Genomic DNA, 24981 nt, shown 5'->3' with positions numbered 1-24981 from the left:
AGGTCATTCTCCGTCGACCAGAGCGCCCGCGTCCCTGCGATCCTCCGGCGTGGTCTCCTCACGGATGACACGCTGCGCGACGGCGAAGGCCGAGTTGGCCGCGGGCACACCGCAGTAGACGGCCGTGTGGAGGAGCACTTCCTTGATCTCGTCGGGCGTCAGCCCGTTGCGCAGCGCGGCACGGGTGTGGAAGGCGAGCTCGTCGAGGTGGCCGCGGGCCACCAGCGCCGTGAGCGTGATCACCGAGCGGGTGCGGCGGTCGATGCCGGTACGCGTCCACACCTCGCCCCAGGCGTAGCGGGTCACGAAGTGCTGGAAGTCGTCCGTGAAGGCGTCGGAGCCCTCCGTGGCACGGTCGACGTGCGCGTCGCCGAGCACCTCGCGGCGGACCTTCATGCCGGTGTCGTAGGCGTCGGTGCGCGCCGCGGCGGCCTGCGCGGACTCCAGCTCGGCCACGGCCGACGCCTGCGGCGGTGAGGGCGTGATGACGGGAGCGGGCGCGGGCGGTCCCGCCGCCGACTCCTGCCAGGTGGTGGTGAAGTGCCGGATGAGCAGGTCGGTGACGGCGCCTGGCTGTTCGACGGGCGTCAGGTGGGAGGCGCCGGGCACGATGGCCAGCCGCGCGTCCGGGATGCCGGCGACCAGGGCGCGGGCCTCGGCGGGCGGGGTGACCTGGTCGTCGGCCCCGGCGACGACCAGCGTGCCCACGCCTATTCGGTCGAGGGAGGCCCTCGCGTCGAAGGAGGCCAGCGCCTCGCAGGCGGCGATGTAGCAGCCGGGGTCGGTGGTGCGCACCATCTGGACGGCCCACTCGACGATGGCCGGCTGCGCGGCGGCGAAGGTGGAGGTGAACCAGTGTTCCGGGGTGGTGCGGGCGATCGGGTCGAGTCCGTTGGTACGGATGACGACGCCGCGCTGCCGCCAGCTGTCGGGGGTGGCGAAGCGCGGCGAGGAGGAGATCAGCGCCAGCGAGGTGACCCGCTGGGGCGCGCGCAGGGCGAGCTGGACGCCGATGGCGCCGCCGAGGGCGCAGCCCGCGTAGCCGAAGCGTTCGATGCCCAGCGTGTCGAGGGTGGCCAGCAGCCGCTCGGCGAAGGCGTCGGCCGAGTCGGCCGAGTAGGCCGGTGAACCGCCGTGCCCCGGCAGGTCGAAGCGGAGCACCCGCCAGTGCCGGGTGAGTTCCGGGATCTGCCGGTCCCACATGTGCCAGGTGGTGCCCAGTGCCGGGCCGAGGACGAGCAGCGGGGCGTGTTCGGGCCCTTCAAGGCGGTGTTGCAGGGTCTTGGCGGTCGTGTCGCTCACCCGCTCACGCTCCCATATCTCGCACAGTCTCCCGTCAGAGGGGTCTCGTCCTCCACGAGTCCACCCCAGGCTTCCGCCGCCGGTCGCAGATCCTCCACATCCGGCTTCACGGCCGCCTCGCGCGTCGTCCTGACGCTCGTGCGGCCTGCCCACCGGGCGAGGAGGTGGTCCGCCCCGGCCTTGCGGGCGAGCCGGGTCGGGCACGCGGCTCGGGCATCGTACAGGCGTACGCGGCGGGGGCCGTTCCGCTCCCTGACCGGATACGCGCGCGGCTCGGGAGGGGCCGGCCGTTCCTCTGCCCGGGCCACGGAGCGGCCGCTTCCGGTCGAGGGAACGGCCGCTTCCGCGGCGTGGCCACGCCGGGCCGGCGGAAAGGCCGTCGTGCGACGTCCCGCCGGCGGGACGTCGCACGACGGGAACGTGCGGACGGGCGACCCCAGTTACGGCCGCGTTTCGTTGACCGCCTCAGAAGGCGAATGGAAGCATCGGCGCCCAGCACGCGCAGTTCGTCAGCATTCGCCGAATACCGCACTGGAGATCATTTCGTGGCCAGTAGCGAAACCCCCACAAAGCCCGCCGACGTCGCCCGCCATCTTCTGGATCTGCTCCTGCACAAGGAGATGGACCAGTTCTGCGACATGTGGGCGGAAGACGGGACGGTGGAGATACCGTTCGCGGCTCCCGGAGCCATTTCCCACATGGCAGGACGGGAGACCATTCGCTCATACCTCACGCACTACTGCGATCACCAGCTGATCGATGACCTGCCGCACGTCCACATTCACGAGACGACCGATCCTGAGGTCGTCATCGCGGAATGGACGGCCCACGGGACCACGGTGAGCACGGGCAAGAAGTACGAGATGAGGTACATCATCGTGATCACCGTGCGGGACGGCAAGGTCGTCAATTACCGCGACTATTTCTCGCCGCTGCTGGCCGCGCGGGCCGCGAACGACAGGACGGAGCTGCTGGCCCCGTTCAAGGACGAGGACTTCCCCTTCGGTGGATGACCGGGACAGCAACGAGAGGGGCGTCGCGGCCTGGCCGCGACGCCCCTCCGCTGTCGCCCACGGGGGTCAGGCGACAGTCTCGGACCCCGCCTCTTCCGGGCGGGAGAGCAGGTTGAGCAGCAGCGCCGTCAGCAGGGAGAGGACGGCGAGCACCCCGACGGACACCGCGAAGCCGCTGACCTCGCCGTGGCCGGCCGCCAGCGCCGCGAACAGGGCGCCGATACCGGCCACCCCAGCGGCCTCCGAGACCTGGACGGCGGTGAGGATGCCACCGGAGGCGGCGCCCGCGTCAGCCGGGACCACTCCCGAGAGGGCCACACCGATCAGCGAGGTGGCCACGATGCCGCCGCCTGCGCCGTACAGCACCAGCCCCGGCATCAGGGCCGCCGCCGGGTTGGTGCCCTCCATCAGGTCGACGCCGACCCACACCAGGCCCAGGCCGAGCGCCATCACGATGGCGCCGCCGGGCACCACCCGCTGGCCCCAGCGGGCCACGAGCTTGCCGCACAGCACGGAGAAGACCGAGGTGAGGATCGCCATCGGGGTGAAGGTGAGGGCGGACTGGAGCGGCGTGAAGTCCTGGGCCTGCTGAAGGTAGAACGCCAGCAGGAAGATGAACGCGCCGTTGACGCCGTAGAAGCACAGCGCCGTGGGCAGCCCCATGGAGAAGCCGCGCTGCTTGAACAGCCGTGGCGGCAGCAGCGGTGCCTCGGACCCCGCGGCCACCCGGCGCTCCCACACGATGAACAGCGCCAGCAGCACCACACCGCCGGCCATCTCGCCCACGCGCAGGCCCGTCCAGCCCTGCTCGGCGCCGATGACCAGCCCGTGCACCAGGCCCAGCAGACCGGCGCCCAGCATGACGACGCCCACCAGGTCCAGCTTCATCGGGGTCCGCTCACCGGGGTCGCGCACCAGTGCCAGCGCACCGACGAAGGTGATGACGCACAGCGGCACGTTCACCAGGAAGATCGAGCGCCAGCCCAGGTCGGCGATGTCCCACTCGATGAGGAAACCGCCGACGATCTGCCCGGCGACGACGCCGATGCCGATGACGGCCCCGTACAGGCCGATGGCGCGGCTGCGCTCCTCGTCGCGCTGGAACGTCACCTGAATGAGCGCCAGCACCTGCGGCAGCATCACGGCGGCGCCCAGCCCCTGGGCGATGCGGGCCCCGATGAGAAAGCCGGGGCTCTGCGCGGCGGCGCAGGCGACGGAGGTGAGCGCGAAGATGACGACACCCACCAGGAAGACCCGGCGGCGGCCGAAGATGTCGCCGAGCCTGCCACCGGCGACCAGCCCGGCGCCGTAGGCGAGGGTGTATCCGGTCGGCACCAGCTGGATGTCGGCGAACGAGGCATTCATCTCCGCTTGGATCGACGGATTGGCCACGTTCACGATGAAGATATCGAGAAATCCCATGAAGGCGCCGAGCAGCAGGATCCACACCGCACCCCATTGCGCGGTGGACGCGGCAGGCGGCGCCGGGCTGTTCCCCCCTTCCTGCTCAGCGGGAACGTCCGTTTCCACCACTCTTTGCTCCTTGGACAACGCGATGACCTTTCACTGATTCAGCGCGGCGGCGAGTCGCGCCGACAAGCACGGGGAGGCAGCGCCTACCGCCGCGCTGAACCGCTGTGTCGGATGCCGCCCCGGGTCGGACACCCGTGCCGGTACCGAACCAGTCTCGCGGCCCCCGTTGCGCGGGCCAAGTTGCAATTTATGCTGTTGGCGTGACCACCACCCTAGGAGCAGAGTCGGAACAACGGCGGGACGATCTGCGGGACTTCCTGCGCAGCCGCAGAGCCCGGCTGTCCCCCCAGGACGTGGGCCTGCCGACGTCGGGCAGGCGCCGCACCCCGGGGCTGCGGCGCGAGGAGGTCGCCTCGCTCGCGGGCATCGGGCTCACCTGGTACACGTGGCTCGAACAGGGCCGCAGGATCACCGTGACCACCAGCATCCTGGACGCCGTCAGTTCGGCGCTGCGGCTCGACGACGTCGAGCAGGCGCACCTGTACCGGCTGGCCGGGCACACGCCGGCCCGCGCCCCGCGCCGGGCGGCCCGCTCGTCGGCCCCGCGGCTGCCGCAGCACGTGGTGTCCCTCGTCGAGGAGTGGGCGCCGGGCCCGGCGTACGTCCTGGACCGCTACTGGCGCTATCTGCACGGCAACGCAGCGGTCGAGGTGCTGTTCGGTGAGGTGCCGAAGCTGCACAGTTGCCTGGACGGGTTCCTCGCACGGCAGGGTCCGCACCAGGCGCTGCCTGAGTGGGAGTCGATGGCGCCGTCGCTGGTCGCCGAGTTCCGGTCGGACGCGGCCCGCTACCCGGACGACCCGGGCTTCGCCGCGCTCGTGCGGCGGCTGTCCGAGCACAGCCCGGCCTTCGCCCGGCTGTGGGCCCAGCAGGAGGTGCGGGACACCGCACTGGGCGAGAAGGTCGTCGAGCATCCCCGCGGCGGCCGGCTGGTGTTCCAGCGCACGACGGTGCGGATCGCCGACCATCCCGATCTGCACGTCGTCCTGCTGCTGCCCCAGCCGGGCACCGGCACCCGGCAACGGCTGCGCACCTTGTTGTCGACGGAGCCGACGTAGCCGCGCGGTCGCGTTTGCCGGACTCCGCCGCGGGCTGACCGCGCGGGGCCCCGCGCACAGCACGACGGGCACCACGCTTGTGGCGTGGTGCCCGTCGTGGTCTCCGCCCGGCCGGAGAGGGGGTCAGGGCAGCCGGGAGCGGAGGTGCTCGGCGAGTTCCGCCGGAGTCAGGAAGTCGAAGACGAGGGAGACCGGCAGCTCCAGCCCGGTACGGGCGACGATCCTGTTCCTCATCTCGACGGCGGCCAGCGACGTGAAGCCCAGGTCCATGAACTCCTGCTCCATGTCGAACGCCTGGTCTTCGGGGTGTCCCAGTGCGACGGCCATCTCCGCCTGCACCAGTTCGGTGACGGCGCCCGCGAGGGCGTCCCCCGACAGGGCGCGCAGCGCCTCGGGGCCGCTCTCGCGCGCACCGGTGTCCGCCTCCTCGCCCGAGGGCCCCGCGGCCCGGTCGCCGCCGTCGCCGGCGCCCGCCTCGAAGGCGCGTTCCCGCCAGCGGGCCAGCACGGGCAGTGCCGCCCGGAGTGCCGCGCCCTCGGCCGGATCGTCGCCGGACGCGCCGAACTCCTCGACGAACCTGTCCGGGTCCATGCGCCCGACGGCGTCCCAGAAGGCGGCCGCCGCCTGGGGGAGCGCGGCCGGCCGCCGCGTGGCGCCGAGCCAGTGGTGCGCCCGCTGGAAGGCGTAGGTAGGCAGCTCCACGCGCCGGGGCTCCCGGTGGGCGAACAGCCGCTCCCAACGCACCGGTGCGCCCCGTACGAAGGCGTGTGCGAACGCGGTGAGCAGGGCTTCGGGCTCGGGGCGGTCCCGGCGCTGGGCCGGCACCGGCGGCGCCGCCTGGGGCAGCACGTCGGGCAGCATGCCGCTGAGCACGGCGTCCGGGCCGACCTCCCACCACAGTTCGACGCCCTCCAGGGCGGCGGCGCGCAACGCGTCCGCGAACCGCACGCCCGAGCGCACCTGGTTTACCCAGTAGGCCGGGTCGCTCATGGCCGTGCCCCGCACCACCTCGCCGGTCACGGTGGAGACCAGCGGGATGAGCGCCGGGTGGAAGACGAGATCCCGCACGCTCTCGGCGAATTCCTGGCACATCGGTTCCATCAGCGGCGAGTGGAACGCGTGCGAGACGGTCAGCCTGCGCGTGGAGACGCCCGCGTCGGCGAACGCCTTGGCGGCCTCCCGTACGGCGTCCTCGGCGCCCGAGATCACCACCGACGCCGGGCCGTTGACGGCGGCGATATCCACCAGCCCGCCGTGCGCGGCCAGCACCGCGCGGGCCTCGGCCTCGCCCGTCCGTACCGCGAGCATCGCGCCCCGCTCCGGCAGCAGGCCCATCAGCCGGCCGCGCGCCGCGACCAGCCTGGAGGCGTCCGGCAGGTCGAGCACCCCGGCGACGTGCGCTGCGGCGATCTCCCCGACGGAGTGGCCCAGCAGGTAGTCGGGCCGCAGCCCGGCGTCCTCGGCGCGGCGGTACAGCGCGACTTCGAAGGCGAAGAGGGCCGGCTGGGACCAGGCCGTCTCGTTCAGCAGCGCGGCCTCGGGCGTGTCCGGAGCGGCGAACACCACGTCGTGCAGCGGCCGTTCAAGGTGCGGATCGAGTTCGGCCGCCACCTCGTCGAACGCTTCGGCGAAGACCGGGTGCTCCGCGTAGAGCCGGGCGCCCATGCCGGGGCGCTGGCTGCCCTGTCCGGTGAAGAGGAAACCCGTCACCGGGGTGTGTCCTGACCGGCAGGAGCCGGTCACCGCACCCGGCGCCTCCGCCTTGCGCGCCAGCGCGCCGAGGGAGTCCACGAACTGCCCGTTCTCCCGGCCGATCACCACGGCACGGTGGTCGAACCTGGCGCGTCCGGCAGCCAGGGTGTACCCGACGTCCACAGCGTCGGCCGCCTCGCCCGCGAGGTGTTCGGCCAGCGCGCCCGCCTGCTCGCCGAGGGCACGGCCGTCCCTGGCCGACAGCACCAGGGGCACTGCGGCGCCCGACGCGTCCGGCTGCCGGGCGGGCTCCCCGGGCGCCTCCTGGAGCACCAGGTGCACGTTGGTGCCGCTGATGCCGAACGAGGACACCGCGGCGCGGCGCGGACGGTCGGCCTCCCGCGGCCACTCGCGCTGCTCGGTCAGCAGCCGCACCTGCCCGCGCGACCAGTCCACCTCGGCCGTCGGGGCGTCCACGTGGAGGGTGCGCGGCAGGGTGCCGTGCCGCATGGCCAGGACGGTCTTGATGACGCCGGCGATACCGCCGGCGGCGGCCGTGTGGCCGATGTTCGACTTCACGGAGCCCAGCCACAGCGGGCGTTGTTCGTCGCGTCCCTGGCCGTAGGTGGCCAGCAGCGCCTGCGCCTCGATCGGGTCGCCCAGCCGGGTACCGGTCCCGTGCGCCTCCACCACGTCGATGTCCGCGCCCGTGACGCCGGCGTGCGCCCACGCCTGACGGATCACCCGCTGCTGCGAGGGACCACTCGGCGCCGTCAGACCGTTGGACGCACCGTCCTGGTTGACGGCGCTGCCCCGCAGCACGGCCAGCACCCGGTGCCCCATGCGCCGGGCCCGCGAGAGCCGTTCTGCCACCACCACGCCGACGCCCTCCGCCCAGGCGGTGCCGTCGGCCGCGTCCGCGAAGGACTTGCAGCGGCCGTCGGGGGCCAGTCCGCCCTGCCGGGAGAACTCCACGAACGGTGCCGGGCTCGGGATGACCGTCACGCCCGAGGCGAGCGCCAGTTCGCACTCACCGTGGCGCAGCGCCTGGCACGCCTGGTGCAGCGCCACCAGCGACGACGAACACGCCGTGTCCACCGTCACCGCAGGGCCCTCCAGACCCAGCGTGTACGCCACCCGGCCCGAGGCCACGCTCCCGGCCGTGCCGGTCATCAAGAAGCCCTGCGCCTCCTCGGCCTCCGGCGAACCGGCGGCCTGTGCCGCGTAGTCGTTCGCGGACGCGCCGACGAACACGCCGGTGCGGCTGCCGCGCAGCGACGCCGGGTCGATACCCGCACGCTCCAGCGCCTCCCACGACGTCTCCAGCAGCAGCCGCTGCTGCGGATCCATCGCCAGCGCCTCACGCGGACTGATCCCGAAGAACCCCGCGTCGAACTGTGCCGCCGACGCGAGGAAACCGCCGCGGTCGGTGTAGCTGGTGCCTGGTGAGCGGCGCTCGGGGTCGTAGACGCTCTCGGTGTCCCAGCCGCGGTCGGTGGGGAAGGCGCCGATGGCGTCCACCCCGTCCAGCAGCATCCGCCACAGCTCCCGCGGGTCGTCCGCCCCCGGGTAGTGGCAGGCCATGCCCACCAGCACGATCGGATCCTCCCCGTCCTGGCCTGCGGACACGGCCGGGGCCGCCGCCTCCTCGGGCCGCTCCTCCCCGTCCTGCGCCAGGCCGAGTCCGCGCAGCAGGTGGCCGGTGAGCGCGGTGGAGCTCGGGTGGTCGAAGACGAGGGTCGTGGGCAGCGCCAGTCCGGTGTCCCTGACCAGCCGCTGCCGCAGTTCCACGGCGGTCAGCGAGTCGAACCCGAGGTCGCGGAAGGCGCGGTCCGCGTCCAGCGCGGCGGCGTCCGGCAGGCCCAGTACCTCGGCGGCACGCTCTTGTACGGCGCGGAGCAGCTCCGCGTGGCGCTCTGCGGGGGCTGTGCGCTCCAGCCGCGTGAGCAGCTCCGGCGTACCGGTGCCGTCCCCGCCGGTCTCGGCGTGGTGCCGCGGTGCCGCCCCGGGCAGCTCCGCCAGCAGTGGGCTGGGCCGCAGCGCGGTGAACGCCTGGGCGAACACCGGCCAGTCCACGTCGGCGAGCGTGGTGTGCGCGGCGCCCGGTCCGGCCAGGTCCGTGACGGCACGGGCGGCGGGGCCCGGCTCCAGCGGGCGCAGCCCGCGCCGGCTCACCTCGCTCTCGATACCGGCGTCGGCGAGCATCCCGCCGCCCGCCCACGGCCCCCAGGCCAGCGCGGTGGCCACGGCGCCGCGGGCGCACCGGCTCTCGGCCAGCGCGTCCAGTGCCGCGTTGGCCGCGGCGTACGCGCACTGGCCCGCCACGCCCCACACGCCGGCGACCGACGAGAACAGTACGAACGCGTCGAGCGGACGGTCGGCGAGCAGCGCGTCCAGGTGCGCGGCACCGGTCACCTTCGCCGCCCACAGCCGCTGAAGGTCCTCAGGTGCCGTCTCGTCCAGCGGCTTGACCAGCGGCAGCCCCGCCGCGTGCACCACGGCCCGCGGCGGGTGTTCCTCCAGCAGGCGGGCGAGCGCCGCGCGGTCGGTCACGTCGCACCGCGCCAGGGTGACGCGCGCACCGGCCGCCGACAGTTCCTCTTCGAGTGCGGCCGCGCCCGGCGCGTCGGGCCCCCGGCGGCTGACGAGCACCAGATGTGCGGCGCCTGAGCCGGCCAGCCGGCGAGCCACGTGGGCGCCGAGCGCGCCGGTGCCGCCGGTGATCAGCACGGTGCCGCGCGGTGTCCAGCCGGCGGCGTCCGCTCCGGTGTCCGGTGCGGGCACCAGCCGGCGCAGGTGGACACCGTCGGCGCGGACCGCCACCTGGTCCTCGTCGCCGGCCGCCATCGTCTCCAGGACGCGGCCGGCCGACCGCGCGTCCGCCTCGGGCCCCACATCCACCAGACCGCCGACCCTGCCCGGGTGTTCGAGGGCGGCGACCCGCCCGAGCCCCCACAGCTGGGCCTGGTCGGGCAGCGGCGGCCGGTCGGCCGCACGCACGCTGACCGCGCCGCTGGTCAGCGTCCACAGCGGGGCGTCGACCCCCGCGTCGCCCAGCGCCTGCACCAGGGCGAGCCCCGCCGCGCCGGTCAGGTGCCCGTCGGCCGCGCCCAGCGGCAGCAGCGAGACGACGGCGGTGAGCGGGGAGGCCGTGGCGACGGTCGCGCGCAGCCGCTCGGTGAGTCCGTCGCGGGTGCACGCGGTCGCGGGCACCTCGACGCGCAGCACTTCGGCGCCCTCGCCGGCCAGCCTCTCCGGCAGCGCCCGCAGCCAGTCGGCTCCGTCCGCCTGCGCCGACGCCTCCTGGGGGAGGACGAGGAGCCAGGTGCCCGTGCACGGCGCGGACGGCGCCCCGGTGCGCGGCCGGTTCCAGCGGATCCGGTGGCGCCACCGGTGGGTGTGGGCCCGTTCCCGGGCGTCCCTGCGCCACCGGGCCAGCGCCGGCAGCACCGGTGCCAGCTCCTCCTCCCGGACGCCGAGCGTGCCGACGAGTGCGGGCGTGTCCTCCCGCTCGACGGCCGTCCAGAAGCGGGCGGTGGCCGGGGATTCGGCGGTGGAAGCGGCCGGGGCGGTACGGTCCAGCCAGTACCGTTCCCGCTGGAAGGCGTAGGTCGGCAACTCGACCTGCACGGCGCCCGTCTCCTCGTACGGGGCCGACCAGTCGGCGTCGGTGCCGTGCGCCCACACCTGGGCGAGCGCCGCCAGCGCGGTGGGGCGCTCGGCCCTGTCCCGCCGCAGGACGCCCGCCATGACGGCCTCGTCGGGCGCCGTCAGACAGCCGCGCCCCATGGCGGTCAGCACACTGTCAGGGCCCACCTCCAGGTAGGCGGTGACGCCCTGGGTCTCCAGGGTGCGCATGCCGTCGTGGAAGCGGACCGCCTCCCGCACGTGCCGCACCCAGTAGTCCGGGGAGGCGAGTTCGGCCGCGGTGGCCAGGCGCCCGGTGACGTTGGAGACGACGGGGATGTCCGGCGCGCCGAACGACAGTGAGGCGGCGACCTCACGGAAGGCGTCCAGCATGTCGTCCATGTGCGGCGAGTGGAACGCGTGGCTCACCCGCAGCCTGCGCACCCGTCGTCCCTCGCCCTTGAGGAGTTCCGCGACGCGTTCGACTGCGGCCTCGTCGCCCGAGACCACCACGGAGCGGGGGCCGTTGACGGCGGCCAGCGACAGGCGCTCGCCCGTCCCGTCAGGCAGGTGGGGGGCCACCTCGTCCTCGGACGCCTCGATCGCCGCCATCGCGCCGCCCGGCGCCAGGGCGTCCATCAGCCTGCCCCGCGCCGCGACCAGCCGCGCCGCGTCCGGCAGCGACAGCACCCCGGCCACGTGGGCGGCCACGAGTTCGCCGATGGAGTGGCCCAGCAGGAAGTCGGGGCGCACGCCCCACGAGAGCATCAGCCGGCACAGCGCCACCTCGACGGCGAACAGCGCCGGCTGCGTGTACGCGGTGCGGTCCAGTTCCCCGGAGTCGTCGTCGAGCGCTTCACCCAGCGGCCGGTCCAGATGGGGTGCGAACGCCTGCGCCACCTCGTCGAACGCCCGCTTGTACGCGGGGAAGGCCGCGTACAGTCCCCGTCCCATGCCGGGACGCTGGCTGCCCTGTCCGGTGAACAGGAACGCGGTGCGGCCCGGGCCCGCCGACGGCACCTGCCCGCACACGGCTCCGGCCGGCTGCTCGCCGCGCGCCAGCGCCTCCACGGCCTGCCGCAGCACTTCGCCGTCGTCACCGGTGAGGACGGCACGGTGCTGGAGGGCGGCGCGCCCTGTGGCCAGTGTGAAGCCCACGTCGGCCGGGTCGAGTGCGCCTGCCGCGCGCAGCCGTGCCGCGAGCCGGTCCGCCTGGGCGCGCAGTGCCGTCGCGGTCGCGGCGGACAGCACCCACGGCAGTGGGGCGGGCCCGGCGCCGCGCGGCGCGCCGGCCGGCCGTGTCTCCTCGCCCTGGGCTTGTTCGAGGATGACGTGGGCGTTGGTGCCGCTCACCCCGAAAGCGGAGACCGCCGCCCTGCGGGGGCGGTCCACCGCCGGCCACTCCCGCTGTTCGGTGAGCAGCCGTACGGCGCCCTGGGACCAGTCCACCTCACTGGTGGGGGCGTCCACGTGGAGAGTGCGCGGCAGCGTCCCGTACCGCATGGCCAGCACCGACTTGATGACCCCGCCGACACCCGCAGCCGCCTGCGTGTGGCCGATGTTCGACTTCAACGACCCCAGCCACAACGGACGTTCCGGGTCGCGGCCCCGCCCGTAGGTGGCCAGCAGCGCCTGCGCCTCGATCGGGTCACCCAGCCGCGTACCGGTACCGTGCGCCTCCACCACGTCGACATCCGCACCCGTGACACCCGCACTCGCCCACGCCTGACGGATCACCCGCTGCTGCGAAGGACCACTCGGCGCCGTCAGCCCATTGGACGCACCGTCCTGATTGACCGCACTCCCCCGCACCACCGCCCACACCCGGTGCCCCAACCGCCGCGCACGCGTAAGCCGCTCCACCACGAGCACACCCGCACCCTCGCCCCAGCCGGTGCCGTCGGCCGCGTCCGCGAAGGACTTGCAGCGGCCGTCGGAGGCGAGGCCCCGCTGCCGCGAGAACTCGATGAAGGCGCCCGGCGTGGCCAGCACCGCGACCCCGCCGGCCAGCGCGAGGTCGCACTCACCCTGGCGCAGCGCCTGGCACGCCTGGTGCAGCGCCACCAGCGACGACGAACACGCCGTGTCCACCGTCACCGCAGGACCCTCCAGGCCCAGGACGTAGGAGACGCGCCCCGACAGCACCGCGGAGGCGTTGCCCGACAGCAGGTAGCCGGCCGTCTCCTCGGTGGCGTCCTGCGGCTCGGGCCCGTAGCCCTGGTCGGTGGCGCCGACGAACACACCGGTGGCGCTGGACTTCAGCGACGCCGGGTCGATACCGGCCTGCTCCAGCGCCTCCCACGCGGTCTCCAGCAGCAACCGCTGCTGCGGGTCCATGACCAGCGCCTCGCGCGGGCTGATCCCGAAGAAGTGCGCGTCGAACTCGGCGGCCGAGTCCAGGAACCCGCCCTCACGGGCGTAGGTCCGTCCGTGCCGGGGCTCCGGGTCGTAGAGGTTGTCGATGTCCCAGCCGCGGTCGGCGGGGAAGGCGGTGACCGCGTCGGTCTCCTCCCGCACCAGCCGCCACAGCTCCTCAGGGCCTTCCGCACCGCCCGGATACCGGCAGCCCATACCGACGATCGCCACCGGCTCGTTGGCCGCGTCCAGCAGTTCCGTGTTCCGGCGGCGCAGCCGCTCGTTCTCCTTGAGCGAGGCACGCAGCGCCTCGAAGACCTTCTCAGGCGACTTCGCCATGCTTTTCCGCTCCGGCAGTCGATGACAGGTGGGGGATGCGCGGGCTCAGCGGGACTCCTCCGTCCCTTCTCCCAGCGCCATACGGAGGAGCGCCTCGTCGTCCAGCTCCTCGATACGCTCCTCGGCCGCGGAGTCCGCGGCCTCCTCCTCGCCGGGCTCCTCGTCGGCGCCTGCCAGGTCCAGCAGCGCGTCGAGCAGCCCCGAGGCCCGCAGCCGCGCGGCCGGGATGCGGGTGAGGGCGTCGTGCGCCCGGGAGTGTTCGGCGCTGTCCGGTCCCGGCGCCGGCACGGGCGCACCGTGCTCCTGCTCGGGCAGCAGCCGCTCGCGCAGGTGCGCGGCGAGCGCCGCGGGATTCGGGTGGTCGAAGACCAGCGTCGCCGGCATCCGGGTGCCGCACGCGGCGGCGAGCCGGTTGCGCAGCTCCACGGCGGTCAGCGAGTCGAAGCCCAGCTCCCGGAAGCTGCCGGTGCGCCGGATGCCGTCCGTGGCCTCGTGACCCAGCACCGAGGCGGCCTGCCGCACGACCAGGTTCAGCAGCTGGTTCACCTGCTCGGCCGCCGGCAGCCCCGCCAGCTCCCGCACCAGGGGCGCGCCCGCTTCCTCGGCGTCGTCGTCCGTCCCGGCCGCTTCCCGAAGGGCGTTACGCACCTCGGGCAGGTCGGCGATCAGCGGCCGGGGGCGGGCGGCGGTGAAGCCGGGCGCGAAGCTCGCCCAGTCCACGTCCGCGACGGAGACGAACGTCTCGTCGTGGTCGAGGGTCAGGGTGAGCGCGTCGATCGCCGCCCGAGGCGCCATGGGGCGCAGCCCGTGCCGGCGCAGATACCGTTCCGTCTCCGGGTCGGCCATGGTGTCGCCGCCGCCCCACAGCCCCCACGCCACCGAGGTGGCGGCCAGGCCCGAGGCGCGGCGCTGTTCTGCGAGCGCGTCGAGGCTCGCGTTGGCCGCGGCGTAGGCACCCTGCCCGCGGCTGCCCCACACCCCGCCGTTCGAGGAGAAGAGCACGAACGCCTCCACCCGCGGGGTGTCGAGGAGCCGGTCCAGGTTGCGGGCGCCGGTCACCTTGCCGGCGAGGAGGTCGGCGAACTCCTCGGCGCTCACCTCGTCCAGGTCGGTGGTGTGCAGCACGCCCGCCGTGTGGAAGACCGCCCGCACCGGGCCGGCCGTCTCCTCCACGTCGGCCAGCAGGGTGGCAGTCTGGTCCGGATCGGCCACGTCGCAGGCGCGTACGGTCACCTTGGCGCCCAGTGCCGTCAGCCGCGCCTCCAGTTCGGCGGCACCGGGTGCCTGCGGGCCCCGCCGGCTGGTGAGCACCACGTGTTCGGCGCCGTTGCCGGCCAGCCACTCGGCGACGTGGCCGCCCAGCGCGCCGGTGCCGCCCGTCACCAGGACGGTGCCGTGCGGCCGCCAGCTGCGGGGCGCGGTGGCCGACCCGAGCCGGGCCCGGCTCAGCCGCCTGACGAAGGTGCCGGACGCGCGCAGCGCGATCTGGTCCTCGTCGCCCGCGCCCGCCAGCAGGGCCGCGAGCCGTGCCGCCGTCCGCTTCTCCGGTGCACCCGGCAGGTCCACAAGGCCGCCCCAGCGCTCGGGGTGCTCCAGGCCCAGCACCCGTCCCATGCCCCACAGCTGGGCCTGGTCAGGGTCGGCGGCCCCGTCCTGCTCCGCCGCGCCGACGGCACCGCGGGTGAGGAGCCACAGCGGGCTGTCGGGCAGCGCGTCGCCCAGCGCCTGGACGAGCGCGAGGGCCAGTGCGGTACCGGCGGGCAGAGGCCCCTCGGCGGTCGGCTGCCCGGCGTACGGGAGGGCGAGCACCCCGGCGACGGGCTGCTCTCCTGCCGCGGCGCCCACCAGCTCCGCGATCCGTGCCCTGTCCGTCTCCCCGCCGGGGACGGTGACGCGCACCGGGGACGCGCCCGCGCCGGCGAGCGCCTCCTCCAGTACGTCCGCGCTCTCGTCGCCCGCCTGCCGCGGGACGACGACGAGCCAGCGGCCGGCGAGGCCGGGCTGCTCCGCGGGCGTGAACGGCTTCCACGTGACGCGGTAGCGCCACGAGTCGATCACCGCTCGGGTACGGGCGGTGCGGCGCCACTCGGCCAGTTCGGGCAGCACCCGGCGCAGCCCCTCGGCGGCACGGGCGCCCACGACACGTTCGAGCACCCCGTCGTCGCCGGCCTCGACCGCCGACCAGAAGTCGTCCTCAGGGCGGTCCCCGGCCGCCACCAGACCGGCGGCGCGCGTGGGCTCCTGCCAGTAGCGTCGCCGCTGGAAGGCATAGGTGGGCAGCTCGACGCGGTGCGCCCCGGTGCCTTCGAACACCGCCTCCCAGTCGGGCGAGGCGCCCGCCGTGTGCGCCGCCGCCAGCGAGGTCACGAAGCGGGAGAGGCCACCCTCGTCGCGGCGCAGCGACCCCAGCGCCGTCGCCGCGATGTCCAGCGACTCGAACGTCTCGCGCATGCCGGGCACCAGCACCGGGTGGGAGCTCGCCTCGACGAACAGGGTGTGGCCGTCGTCCGCCAGGGCGCGCACGGTGTCGGCGAAGTCGACGGTGCGGCGCAGGTTCTCGTACCAGTAGGCGGCGTCCAGCGGTCCGGTGCCGCCCGCGTCGGGCGAGGCCAGGCCGTGGACGGTCGAGTGGAACGGTATGTGCGGCGTCGTGGGCGTCAGCCCGTCCAGGTCCCGCAGCAGCCGGTCGCGGATCGCCTCCACCTGCACCGAGTGCGACGCGTAGTCCACGGGCACGCGGCGTACCCGCACCTGGCGGGACTCGCACCGGGCCTGCAACGCGTCCAGGGCGGCCGCCTCGCCTGAGACCACGGCCGAGGAGGGGCCGTTGACGGCGGCGAGGGAGACGCGTCCCTGACAGCGCTCCAGTTCGCCGGCCAGTTCGCGCTGCGGCAGGGCGACCGACATCATGCCGCCGTGCCCGGCCAGTACGTCGCGGATGGCCTGGCTGCGCAGTGTCACCACCCGGGCGGCGTCGCGGAGGCCGAGGGCCCCGGCCACGCACGCGGCGGCGATCTCGCCCTGCGAGTGCCCGACCACGGCGTCCGGCTCCACACCGTGGGAGCGCCACAGGGCGGCGAGGGAGACCATGACGGCGAACAGCGCGGGCTGCACCACGTCGACCCGGTCCAGGGACGGGCTGCCCTCGGTCTCGTGCAACACCTCGAGCAGCGACCAGTCGGTGAACTCGGCCAGTGCGTCGGCGCACTCGTCCATGCGGGCGGCGAAGACCGGTGACTGGGCGAGCAGTTGTGTGGCCATGCCCCGCCACTGGGAGCCCTGTCCCGGGAAGACGAACACCGTTTTGCCCGGCCTCTCGACGGAGCCCGTCAGCGCCCGCCCCGACGGTTCGCCCGCGGCGAGGTCGGCGAGCCCGGCCATGGCCTCGCCGGTGTCCCGGGCCAGCACCACCGCACGGTGCGCGAAGACGGAACGGGTGGTGGCCAGCGCGTAGCCCACGTCGGGCAGCCGGTAGGTGTTCTTGGAAGCCAGGCAGGCGTGCAGCCGCTGGGCCTGGGCGCGCAGCGCCGCCTCGGTGGCTCCGGACAGCGGCCAGGGCACGAGCGCGCCACCGGCTACCGCGGTCACCGGCTCCCGGCCGGCCTGGCCTGCCGCTGCGGGCACCGTCTCGCCGTCGGCCGGTGCCGGCTCCTCGGGGTACTCCTCCAGGATCATGTGCGCGTTGGTGCCGCTCACCCCGAACGAGGACACGGCGGCCCGGCGGGGGCGGTCGCCCTCGCGGGGCCACGGCTGCCGGTCGGTGAGCAGCCGTACGGTCCCCTGGGACCAGTCCACCTCACTGGTGGGGGCGTCCACGTGGAGAGTGCGCGGCAGCGTCCCGTGCCGCATGGCCAGCACCGACTTGATGACCCCGCCGACACCCGCAGCCGCCTGCGTGTGGCCGATGTTCGACTTCAACGACCCCAGCCACAACGGACGTTCCGGGTCGCGGCCCCGCCCGTAGGTGGCCAGCAGCGCCTGCGCCTCGATCGGGTCGCCCAGCCGGGTACCGGTGCCGTGCGCCTCCACCACGTCGACATCCGCACCCGTGACACCCGCACTCGCCCACGCCTGACGGATCACCCGCTGCTGCGAAGGACCACTCGGCGCCGTCAGCCCATTGGACGCACCGTCCTGATTGACCGCACTCCCCCGCACCACCGCCCACACCCGGTGCCCCAACCGCCGCGCACGCGTAAGCCGCTCCACCACGAGCACACCCGCACCCTCGGCGAGACCGAAACCGTCGGCACCGTCGGCGAACGCCTTGCAGCGGCCGTCGGCGGACAGTCCGCCCTGCCGGGAGAACTCCACGAACATGCTGAGGCTCGGCATGACCGTCGCACCGCCGGCCAGGGCCAGTTCGCACTCGCCCTGGCGCAGCGCCTGGCACGCCTGGTGCAGCGCCACCAGCGACGACGAACACGCCGTGTCCACCGTCACCGCAGGACCCTCCAGGCCCAGCGTGTACGCCACCCGGCCCGAGGCCACACTCCCCGTCGTACCGGTCAGGACGTAGCCGCCGGTCTCCTCACCGGCCTCGAAGGCGCGCGGACCGTAGTCCATCGTCATCGCGCCGACGAACACGCCGGTGCGGCTGCCGCGCAGCGACGCCGGGTCGATACCCGCACGCTCCAGCGCCTCCCACGACGTCTCCAGCAGCAACCGCTGCTGCGGATCCATCGCCAGCGCCTCACGCGGACTGATCCCGAAGAACCCCGCGTCGAACTGTGCCGCCGAGGCGAGGAAACCGGCCTCGCGCTGGTAGTAGCGGCCGGCGCCGCGCCCGTGCGCGTCGTAGGCGCCCTCGGTGTCCCAGCCGCGGTCGGCGGGGAAGGCGGTGACCGCGTCGGTCTCCTCCCGCACCAGCCGCCACAGCTCCTCAGGGCCTTCCGCACCGCCCGGATACCGGCAGCCCATACCGACGATCACCACGGGGTCGTCCGGGTCGGCGGCCCGCGGCCCCGCCGCCGGCTCCTCCTGCGCGACGCCTCCGGCCGGCTCCCCCGCCACCAGGGTGTCCAGATGGGCGGCGACGGCTCCCGCCGTGGGATGGTCGAAGACGAGCGTGGTCGGCAGCGCCAGTCCCAGCGCTGCCCGCAGTCCGTTGCGCAGACCGACCGCCATCACCGAGTCGAAACCCAGCTCCTTGAACGGGCGCCGCTCGTCCAGCGCCGCCGCATCCGGCTGACCGGCCGCCGCCGCGGCCTGCGTACGCACCAGATCGAGCAGCCGGCGCCGCCGCTCGGCGGCGGGCAGGGCACGCAGCCGAGCGGCCTCGCCCTCCTCCGGAACGCCGGACCCCTCGGCCGGGCCCGCCTCCCAGCGCTCCCCGGCCTCGCCCACGACTTCGGCCAGCCGCGCCGCGCCCTCCCAGGCGGGCGCCTCGTGAGCCCGCAGCGCCGTCCAGTCCGGCTCGGCACCGCGCACGTACAGTTCGGCGAGCGAGCGCACGAACCGCTCGGGGGTGCCCGCGCCGCGACGCACCGTCTCCTGCACCACCAGCTGCTGTCCGTCGTGCTCGGCGGTGTTCTGCACGGCGGCCGTCAGCACCGGGTGCGGGCTGATCTCGACGGCGATCCGGTGTCCTTCGGCGACCGCCGCCGCCACGGCCTGGCGGAAGCGCACCGTGCTGCGCAGGCTGCGGCACCAGTAGTCCGCGTCCATCGGCTCGCCGTCCAGGAGCCCGCCGACCAGCGACGAGTACAGCGGCACGGTGGGGGCCGCGGGGCGGATCGGCGCCAGGGCCTCGCGCAGCGTGGGCAGGATCGCGTCGATGTGCGGCGAGTGCGCCGCCAGCCCGACCTCGATGCGGCGCGCCTGCACCCCGTCCTCGGTGAACCGGGCCAGCATCTCGGCGGCGGCGTCGGAGTCGCCGGAGACGATCACCGCGCCGGGGCTGTTGACCGCCGCGACGGTGAGCCGCCCCTCCCAGGGCGCCAGCCGCTCGCGCACCTCCTCCTCCGGCAGCAGCACGGACACCATCTCGCCCGCGCCGGCCAGCGTGGCCTGCGCCTTGCTCCACAGGGCCACGACCCGCGCCGCGTCGTCCAGGTCGAGCGCGCCCGCGACATGGGCGGCGGCGACCTCGCCGAGGCTGTGCCCCACCACCGCGTCCGGTGTGACGCCGACCGAGCGCCACAGCTCGGCCAGGGCCACCATGACGGAGAAGAGAGCCGGCTGCACCACATCGGCCGCCTCCAGCGGCGGCGCCTGCGCGTCGCCCCGGACGACGGCCGTCAGGGACCAGTCGGTCCACGGCGCGAGCGCCTCCTCGCAGCGGCTGACGGCCGCCGCGAACACCGGTGAGGTCTCCAGCAGCCCTGCGGCCATGCCCGCCCACTGGGAGCCCTGGCCGGGGAAGACGAACATCAGGCCGCCGGACAGCGCCTCGCCCGTGACGGCGTCCGCGGTGGGCCGCCCCTCGGCAAGGGCCCGCGCGGCGGCGGCCAGGTGCTCCTCGTCCGGGCCGAGCAGCACGGCGCGGTGGCCGCGGCCCGTGCCGCCGCCGTGCAGCGCCGCGGCCACGGCGCCGGCCGTCCAGCCGTGGCCCCGCGTCAGATGGTCGTGCAGCAGCCCGGCCTGGGTGCGGGGCGTGCCCGGGCCGCGGCCGGACAGCGGCCAGGCGGGAGGCGCGGAGGTGAAGGCCGCGGAGTGCGGCTGTGGCGTGTGGTGGTCGGACATCTCTTTCCCCCGGTCTCAGGCGTGGACGCCGCGCGTCGGTGCGTGCTGCGCTGTGGTGACGTGCCAGTGGGCCGCCACGTACGCGAGGCACGACTCCCGGTCGGTCTCGGCGAGGACGGCGCGCCAGCCGTCGGGTACGGGGCGCCAGGCGGGCCAGAGCGACAGTTCGGCCTTGTCGTTGGCCAGCACGGTGAAGCGGCCTTCAGGGTCGTCGAACGGACCGTCGGGCATGGCGGAACGGCTCCTGTCGGGCAGGTGGTGGGCATGGACGCGGTGCGTGCGGCGGGCCCGGCCCGCCTCTCGTCAGCCGACGGGGCCGGTGACGTGGTGCTCGGGCCCGCTCAGCAGCGCGGCGAAAGCGCGGGGCGTCGGGTTGGCGAACAGGTCGGCGAGCCTGAGCGCGGCACCGGTGGCCTTCTTGACGCGCTGCACGAGTTGCGCGCCGAGCAGGGAGTGGCCGCCCTCGGTGAAGAAGTTGGAGTCGGCGTCGAGCCCGGCGGTGTCCAGGAACTCCCCCCAGATCCGGACCAGTGAGCCGGTCAGCGCCTCGCCGGCGGCCGGCTCGCCGCCGTCCTCCCCGCCGTCCACGGGCCTCCCCGCGTACTCGGCGGCGAGGCGTTCGCGGTCGGGACGCCCGTCCTTGAGCGGCAGTGCCCCGACGCGGACGACTCCACCGGGTACCGCGGCGGGCGGCAGCGTCGCGGCACAGTGGGCCGCCAGCAGGTCGGCGAACGCGCGGTCGTCGCTCGCGTGCCCGTCGGCTGCCACCACCCACGCGGTCAGCACCGTCTCCTGCGAGCCGTCCCGGGCGGGGACCGCAGCAGCAGCCGCCGCGGCGACCTCCGCGCGCTCCAGCAGGGCGAGTTCGGCCCGGCGCGCCGGGGTGGCGCCGAACGCCTCCAGGGTGCCGTCGGCGTTCCAGCGCGCGGTCTGCGCCGAGTCCCGCGGGGCCCCCTCGTCGGCGAGGGCCAGCCGGCCGCGCAGCCCCGGGGGCAGCGGCCGGGCGTCGGGGCCCACCACGCTCGGTGCCGCCCCGGCCAGCGGCTGCCCGCCCAGGCGCTGGGCGCCCTCGGCGGTGGTGACGCGGCGCACGGCCACCCAGTGCGGCTCGCCCTCCGGCCGGTGACCGGTGTGCACCTCGGCGCCCTCGGCCAGGAGCCGCGCGGCGACGGCGGGCGGCAGCGGTTCCCCGGCGGTGAGCACCTTGCGTCCGGCCAGCGGTCCTGCCACGCCGGGCAGGTCCGCCGCCTGGTGCGGGGTGCACAGCAGGATCGCGGCGTCCTTGGCGTCGTCCGTGTCGGCCGCGGTGCCGCCGCAGGCCAGCGCCAGGAACAGCTCGGTGGTGCTCTCGGGGCTGCCCGTGGGGGCGGCCCAGCGCACCGTGGTGCCCTGCTCGGCGCCGACCGCGCGCGCCAGGCCGACGGCTGTGGCGGCCACGCGCCGCACGGCGCGGGCATCCGCTCCGCCGGACTGTTCGGCCGCCGTCCCGGGCCCGGTGTCCTCGCGCAGCGTACGCAGGGCGGCGACGGCTGAGGCGGCCCGTTCGTCGTCGAGCGCCGGTGCCTGCTCGGCGGTGACCTGCCGCCACAGCGCCGCGTAGTCGAGGTCGCCCGCACGGGTGCGCACCGCGACCCGGTCGGGGGCGGACAGCGCCGTGCGGCGCACCGCCTCGTACAGGCTTTCCCGGCGGTCGGCCGGTCCGTCGGCGGGTACGGCACGCCGGTCGGCGGCGCTCCAGCAGGAGAGCCGGCCAACGGGGGTGTCCAGCTCCTCGGGGAGCCGGGCGAGGAGTTCGTCGTAGCGGGCCACCAGCGCCGTGACGTCGTCCAGGTCCAGCACCTGGGTGTTGAACAGCACGCTGAGCAGCGCGGTGTCCGCCGACTCGGACGCGAAGAATTCCAGGTCGTACTTGCTGGTGCCGTTCTCCACCAGACGCTGCACCGCGGGCATCGCGGCCAGCGTGAAGGCGTTGCGGAAGTCGGTGGGCACGTAGTTGAAGACGTGCCGGAAGAGGGTGTTGCGCCAGGCGGGCCGATCCCCGCGGTCCTGCGGCAGGAACGTCTCGGCGGGCACGTCCGGGTGGGCCAGCGTCTCGAAGAAGGCGGCACGCACCTCGGCGGCCACCTCGCGCACGGTACGGTCCGCACCGATGCGTGCCCGCAGCGGCAGCATGTTGACGTGGTAGCCCACGGCCTGCTGCGAGGCCGTGTCCCGGGTACTGGCCGGCACCCCGACCACCAGGTCGGGGCCCGCGCCGTGCAGGGCCAGCGTCAGGTAGTAGGCGCTCAGCAGCACCACGGCCCTCGGCGCCCGCAGCGCGCGGCGCAGCCGGGTCACCGCCGCGCCGGCCTCGGGCGAGAGCACGTGGTGGTGCACCTCGCCGGCCAGCGTCACGGCCGGGTCGCCGTCCTTGTCGCACCACAGGCCGAGCCCGTCCGCGCGGTAGCCGTCCAGGTGTCGCCGCCAGAAGTCGAGGCTCTGCGCGGACGGTTCGCGCTCCGGCAGCCACAGCCCCTCGGCGAACCCGTCCGGCAGCGGGGCGCCCGCAACGCGGGCCTCGTAGGCGGTGACGAGGTCCTGGAGCACGACCCCGCCCGACATGGCGTCGAACACCAGGTGGTGGGCGACCAGGCAGACGGTGTCCTTCTCCGCCCCGCTGAACAGCGCGGCCCGCAGCAGCGGCCCGCCCTCCAGGGCGAACGGCTGCGCGATGCGGCGCCGCAGCCGCTCCTCGCCCACGGCCGGTTCGTCCTCGACCCGGAGGACGTCGAGAGGGATCTCCACGTACTGGCGCACGTCCAGCTCCAGGCCCTGCTCGCCCACCCGCGCGACGGTCCGCAGCGCCCGGTGCCTGAGCACCACGTCGTCCAGCGCCCGGCGCAAGGTCTCGGCGGAGAGGCGGCCCGCCACCTCGAAGACCACCGACAGGTTGTTCACGGCGGTCTGCGGCACCAGCGTCTCCAGCAGCCACAGGTCGTTCTCGCGCCGCGTCGCACTGCTCGTCATCAGGACAGCTCTCCGTTTCCGCGGGCCACCCGGCCCCGTCCGTACGAGGCGGGTCCGCCGGGCTCCTCGCCGCGCCAGGCGGGCGCCGGCAGGTCGGCCCGCGAGGCCACGCCGAGTTTGCGGTATGCCTTGGTCAGGTGCTGCTCGACGGTGCTGACGGTGATGAACAGCCGTCGGGCGATCTCGCGGTTGCAGTAGCCGGCCGCCGCGAGCGCGGCCACCCGCGATTCGGCAGGCGAGAGGCCCGCGGGCCGCGGCGGCGCGGTACGCGACGGACGGTGCCGCGGCGCCGCGGCGGCCCGCCGCGCCTGCCCCGCGGCACCGGTGCCGGGCCGCGCCGGGGCGCCCGAAGGGGCGGACGCTCCGGCCCGAGAGGCAGGACGCGCCGGGGCGGCGGCGGGGGGCAGCGCGCCGAGGCCGCGCAACGCTTCGGCCAGCGGGGAGCGTTCGGCTCCGGCCGCCTGGCCCGGTGAGGCGGTACGGGCCAGCGCGCGCAGCGCCCCGGCCGCCGTCTGCCGCGCACGGGACCGTCCACGCGCGTGGATCGGCAGCACGATCCGTCCTGTGCCGGAAGCCTGAGCGGGGTGGGGGGCGGCGCTGTCGGTCACGTGGCATCACCGGTCAGTGTCCGGACAGTGCGCTTGTGCAGGATGTCGCGGAGGGAGAAGTCCATGCCCTCCTTGCGGGCCCGCGAGGCGAGGCGGGCCGCCAGGAGGCTGTCCCCGCCCAGCGCGAAGAAGTCGTCGTCGAGACCGACCCGTACGACACCGGTCAGCTCCCCCACCAGGTCGCACAGCGTCTGCTCGGCGGTGCTACGGGGCGCCGCGTAGACGGTCCGGGCGGCGAAGTCGGGCGCCGGCAGCCTCTTGGTGTCGAGCTTGCCGTTGGTGGTCAGCGGCAGAGCCCGCATCAGCACCACGGCGGACGGCACCATGTAGTCCGGCAGCCGGCTGCCGGTGTGCTTGAGGATCTCCTCGGGTTCGGGGCTCTCACCGGTCTCCGGCACGGCGTAGGCGACCAGCCGCGCCCCTTGCCCGGGGTCCTCCCTGACGGTGACCGCGGCGTGGCGCACGGCGGGGTGACCGGCGACGGCCGCCTCCACCTCGCCCAGCTCCACCCGGTAGCCGCGCACCTTGACCTGATCGTCCATGCGGCCCAGGAACTCCAGTTCGCCGTCGGGGCGTTGCCGGACCAGATCCCCCGTCCGGTACATCCGGCCTCCCGGCGCACCGTGCGGGTCGGCCACGAACTTGGCGGCCGTGAGGGCGGGCTGGTTCAGATAGCCGCGCGCGAGCTGCTCCCCGGCGATGTACAACTCCCCTGTGAGCCCCGGCTCCACCCGGTTCAGCTCCGCGTCGAGCACGTACAGCGTGGTCTGCGGCGTCGGCCGGCCGATCGGCACGGCCCCCGGCTCCACCCCGTCCCCGGGCTCCACGGTGAACACGCAGCAGCCCACGGCGGCCTCCGTGGGGCCGTACTCGTTGACGACCCGGGTACCGGGGTTGGCGCGGCGCCAGTTGTCCAGCGCCGTCCCGGTCAGCATCTCCCCGCCGACGACGAGCTGCCCGGAGGGCGAACAGTGCGGTGCGGCGTCCCGCAGCAGCGCCAGATGCGAGGGCGTGACCTTCAAGAACGCGGGTGAGGGCACGCCGTCCCCGGGCCGGGCGTCGGTCAGGTCCGTGATCCGCACGGTGCCGCCCGCCGTCAGCGGCGCGTACAGGGTCGTGACGGCCATGTCGAAGGACACCGACGAGTGCAGCAGGGAGAGCCCGCCGACGCTCGGGTAGCTGTCCCGCGCGTACGTCAGATACGCGCTCAGCGCCCGGTGCTCGACCACGACGCCCTTGGGCCTGCCCGACGAACCTGAGGTGTAGATGACGTACGCCGCGTCCCCGGGGCCGCAGGGCCGCACCCGCTCCTCGTCCCGCAGCGGGCCGTCACCGTGCGCGGCCAGCGCCTCGTCGAACTGAGGGGTGTGCCAGCGCCACACGGGCGGCTCGGCCCCGTCCCCGGACGGCACCGGGACGGGGCCGGCCGTCGCCGAGAGGAGGACCGCGCGCGCCGCCGAGTCGGCCAGCACCCACTCCACCCGGTCGCTCGGGTCCTCCGGGTCCACCGGGACGTAGGCGGCGCCCGTCTTGAGAACGGCCAGCACGGAGACGACCAGTTCGACCGAACGCCCCAGCAGGACCGCGCAGACGTCGCCCGCGCCCAGCCCCTGCCCGGCCAGCAGCCGGGCCAGCCGGTTCGCACGGGCGTCGAGTTGCGCGTACGTCACCTCTTCACCGTCGATGAGCGCGACCGCGTCGGGGGTGCGTGCCGCCTGCCGCTCGAAGGAGTCCGGCAGGATGACGACCTGCCCGGTCACCGCC

Annotated in this window: 9 protein-coding genes and 2 pseudogenes; 2 read left to right on the top strand and 9 right to left on the bottom strand. The window is 74.8% G+C overall.

What is annotated here, in order from left to right; all coding sequences use genetic code 11:
- Positions 1-3: 3 nt before the first annotated feature.
- Positions 4-1302, bottom strand: coding sequence for a bifunctional 3-oxoadipate enol-lactonase/4-carboxymuconolactone decarboxylase PcaDC (gene pcaDC / locus DQ392_RS23295; protein ID WP_114017637.1), 1299 nt, complete (start codon positions 1300-1302; stop codon positions 4-6).
- 545 nt (positions 1303-1847) lie between these two features.
- Here pcaDC and DQ392_RS23285 point away from each other — a divergent pair.
- Entirely contained in the window at positions 1848-2315 is a 468-nt protein-coding gene (locus DQ392_RS23285) for a nuclear transport factor 2 family protein (RefSeq protein ID WP_181856549.1), read from the top strand.
- 66 nt (positions 2316-2381) lie between these two features.
- Here DQ392_RS23285 and DQ392_RS23280 read toward each other — a convergent pair whose 3' ends face one another.
- Entirely contained in the window at positions 2382-3845 is a 1464-nt protein-coding gene (locus DQ392_RS23280) for an MFS transporter (RefSeq protein WP_245981802.1), read from the bottom strand.
- A gap of 203 nt (positions 3846-4048) precedes the next feature.
- On the opposite strand from DQ392_RS23280, the gene DQ392_RS23275 reads away from it, so the two are divergent.
- Entirely contained in the window at positions 4049-4906 is an 858-nt protein-coding gene (locus tag DQ392_RS23275; RefSeq protein ID WP_114017633.1) for a helix-turn-helix transcriptional regulator, read from the top strand.
- A 123-nt stretch (positions 4907-5029) separates the two neighbouring features.
- On the opposite strand, the pseudogene DQ392_RS36260 reads toward DQ392_RS23275, so the two are convergent.
- The 7 genes and pseudogenes from DQ392_RS36260 to DQ392_RS23230 all read right to left on the bottom strand — a co-directional run.
- A pseudogene (locus DQ392_RS36260) lies at positions 5030-5233 on the bottom strand (acyl carrier protein); the annotation flags it as partial.
- A gap of 168 nt (positions 5234-5401) precedes the next feature.
- Positions 5402-12886: pseudogene (locus DQ392_RS35390) on the bottom strand (type I polyketide synthase); the annotation flags it as partial.
- A 78-nt stretch (positions 12887-12964) separates the two neighbouring features.
- On the bottom strand, positions 12965-19603 hold the full coding sequence (locus DQ392_RS23250) for a type I polyketide synthase (RefSeq protein WP_181856548.1): 6639 nt from the start codon (positions 19601-19603) through the stop codon (positions 12965-12967).
- Positions 19604-19618: 15 nt separating this feature from the next.
- On the bottom strand, positions 19619-19834 hold the full coding sequence (locus tag DQ392_RS23245; RefSeq protein ID WP_114017631.1) for an MbtH family protein: 216 nt from the start codon (positions 19832-19834) through the stop codon (positions 19619-19621).
- Positions 19835-19906: 72 nt separating this feature from the next.
- Positions 19907-22609 carry a condensation domain-containing protein gene (locus DQ392_RS23240; protein WP_114017630.1) on the bottom strand — a complete coding sequence of 901 codons (2703 nt, stop codon included), beginning with the start codon at positions 22607-22609 and terminating at the stop codon, positions 19907-19909.
- The gene (locus tag DQ392_RS23235; RefSeq protein ID WP_114017629.1) at positions 22609-23217 is read right to left on the bottom strand and encodes a helix-turn-helix transcriptional regulator; all 609 of its coding nucleotides are present in this window, start codon (positions 23215-23217) and stop codon (positions 22609-22611) included. The genes DQ392_RS23240 and DQ392_RS23235 overlap by 1 nt, the downstream gene beginning before the upstream one ends.
- Entirely contained in the window at positions 23214-24977 is a 1764-nt protein-coding gene (locus tag DQ392_RS23230; RefSeq protein WP_114017628.1) for a non-ribosomal peptide synthetase, read from the bottom strand. Before DQ392_RS23230 ends, DQ392_RS23235 begins: the two co-directional genes overlap by 4 nt.
- Between the last annotated feature and the right edge of the window lie 4 nt (positions 24978-24981).

Source organism: Streptomyces reniochalinae, assembly GCF_003323735.1.
In the GTDB taxonomy this organism is placed as follows: Bacteria; Actinomycetota; Actinomycetes; order Streptomycetales; family Streptomycetaceae; genus Streptomyces; species Streptomyces reniochalinae.
Note: the sequence above shows the minus strand (reverse complement) of the source record. Positions and strands in the feature narration are given on the sequence as shown.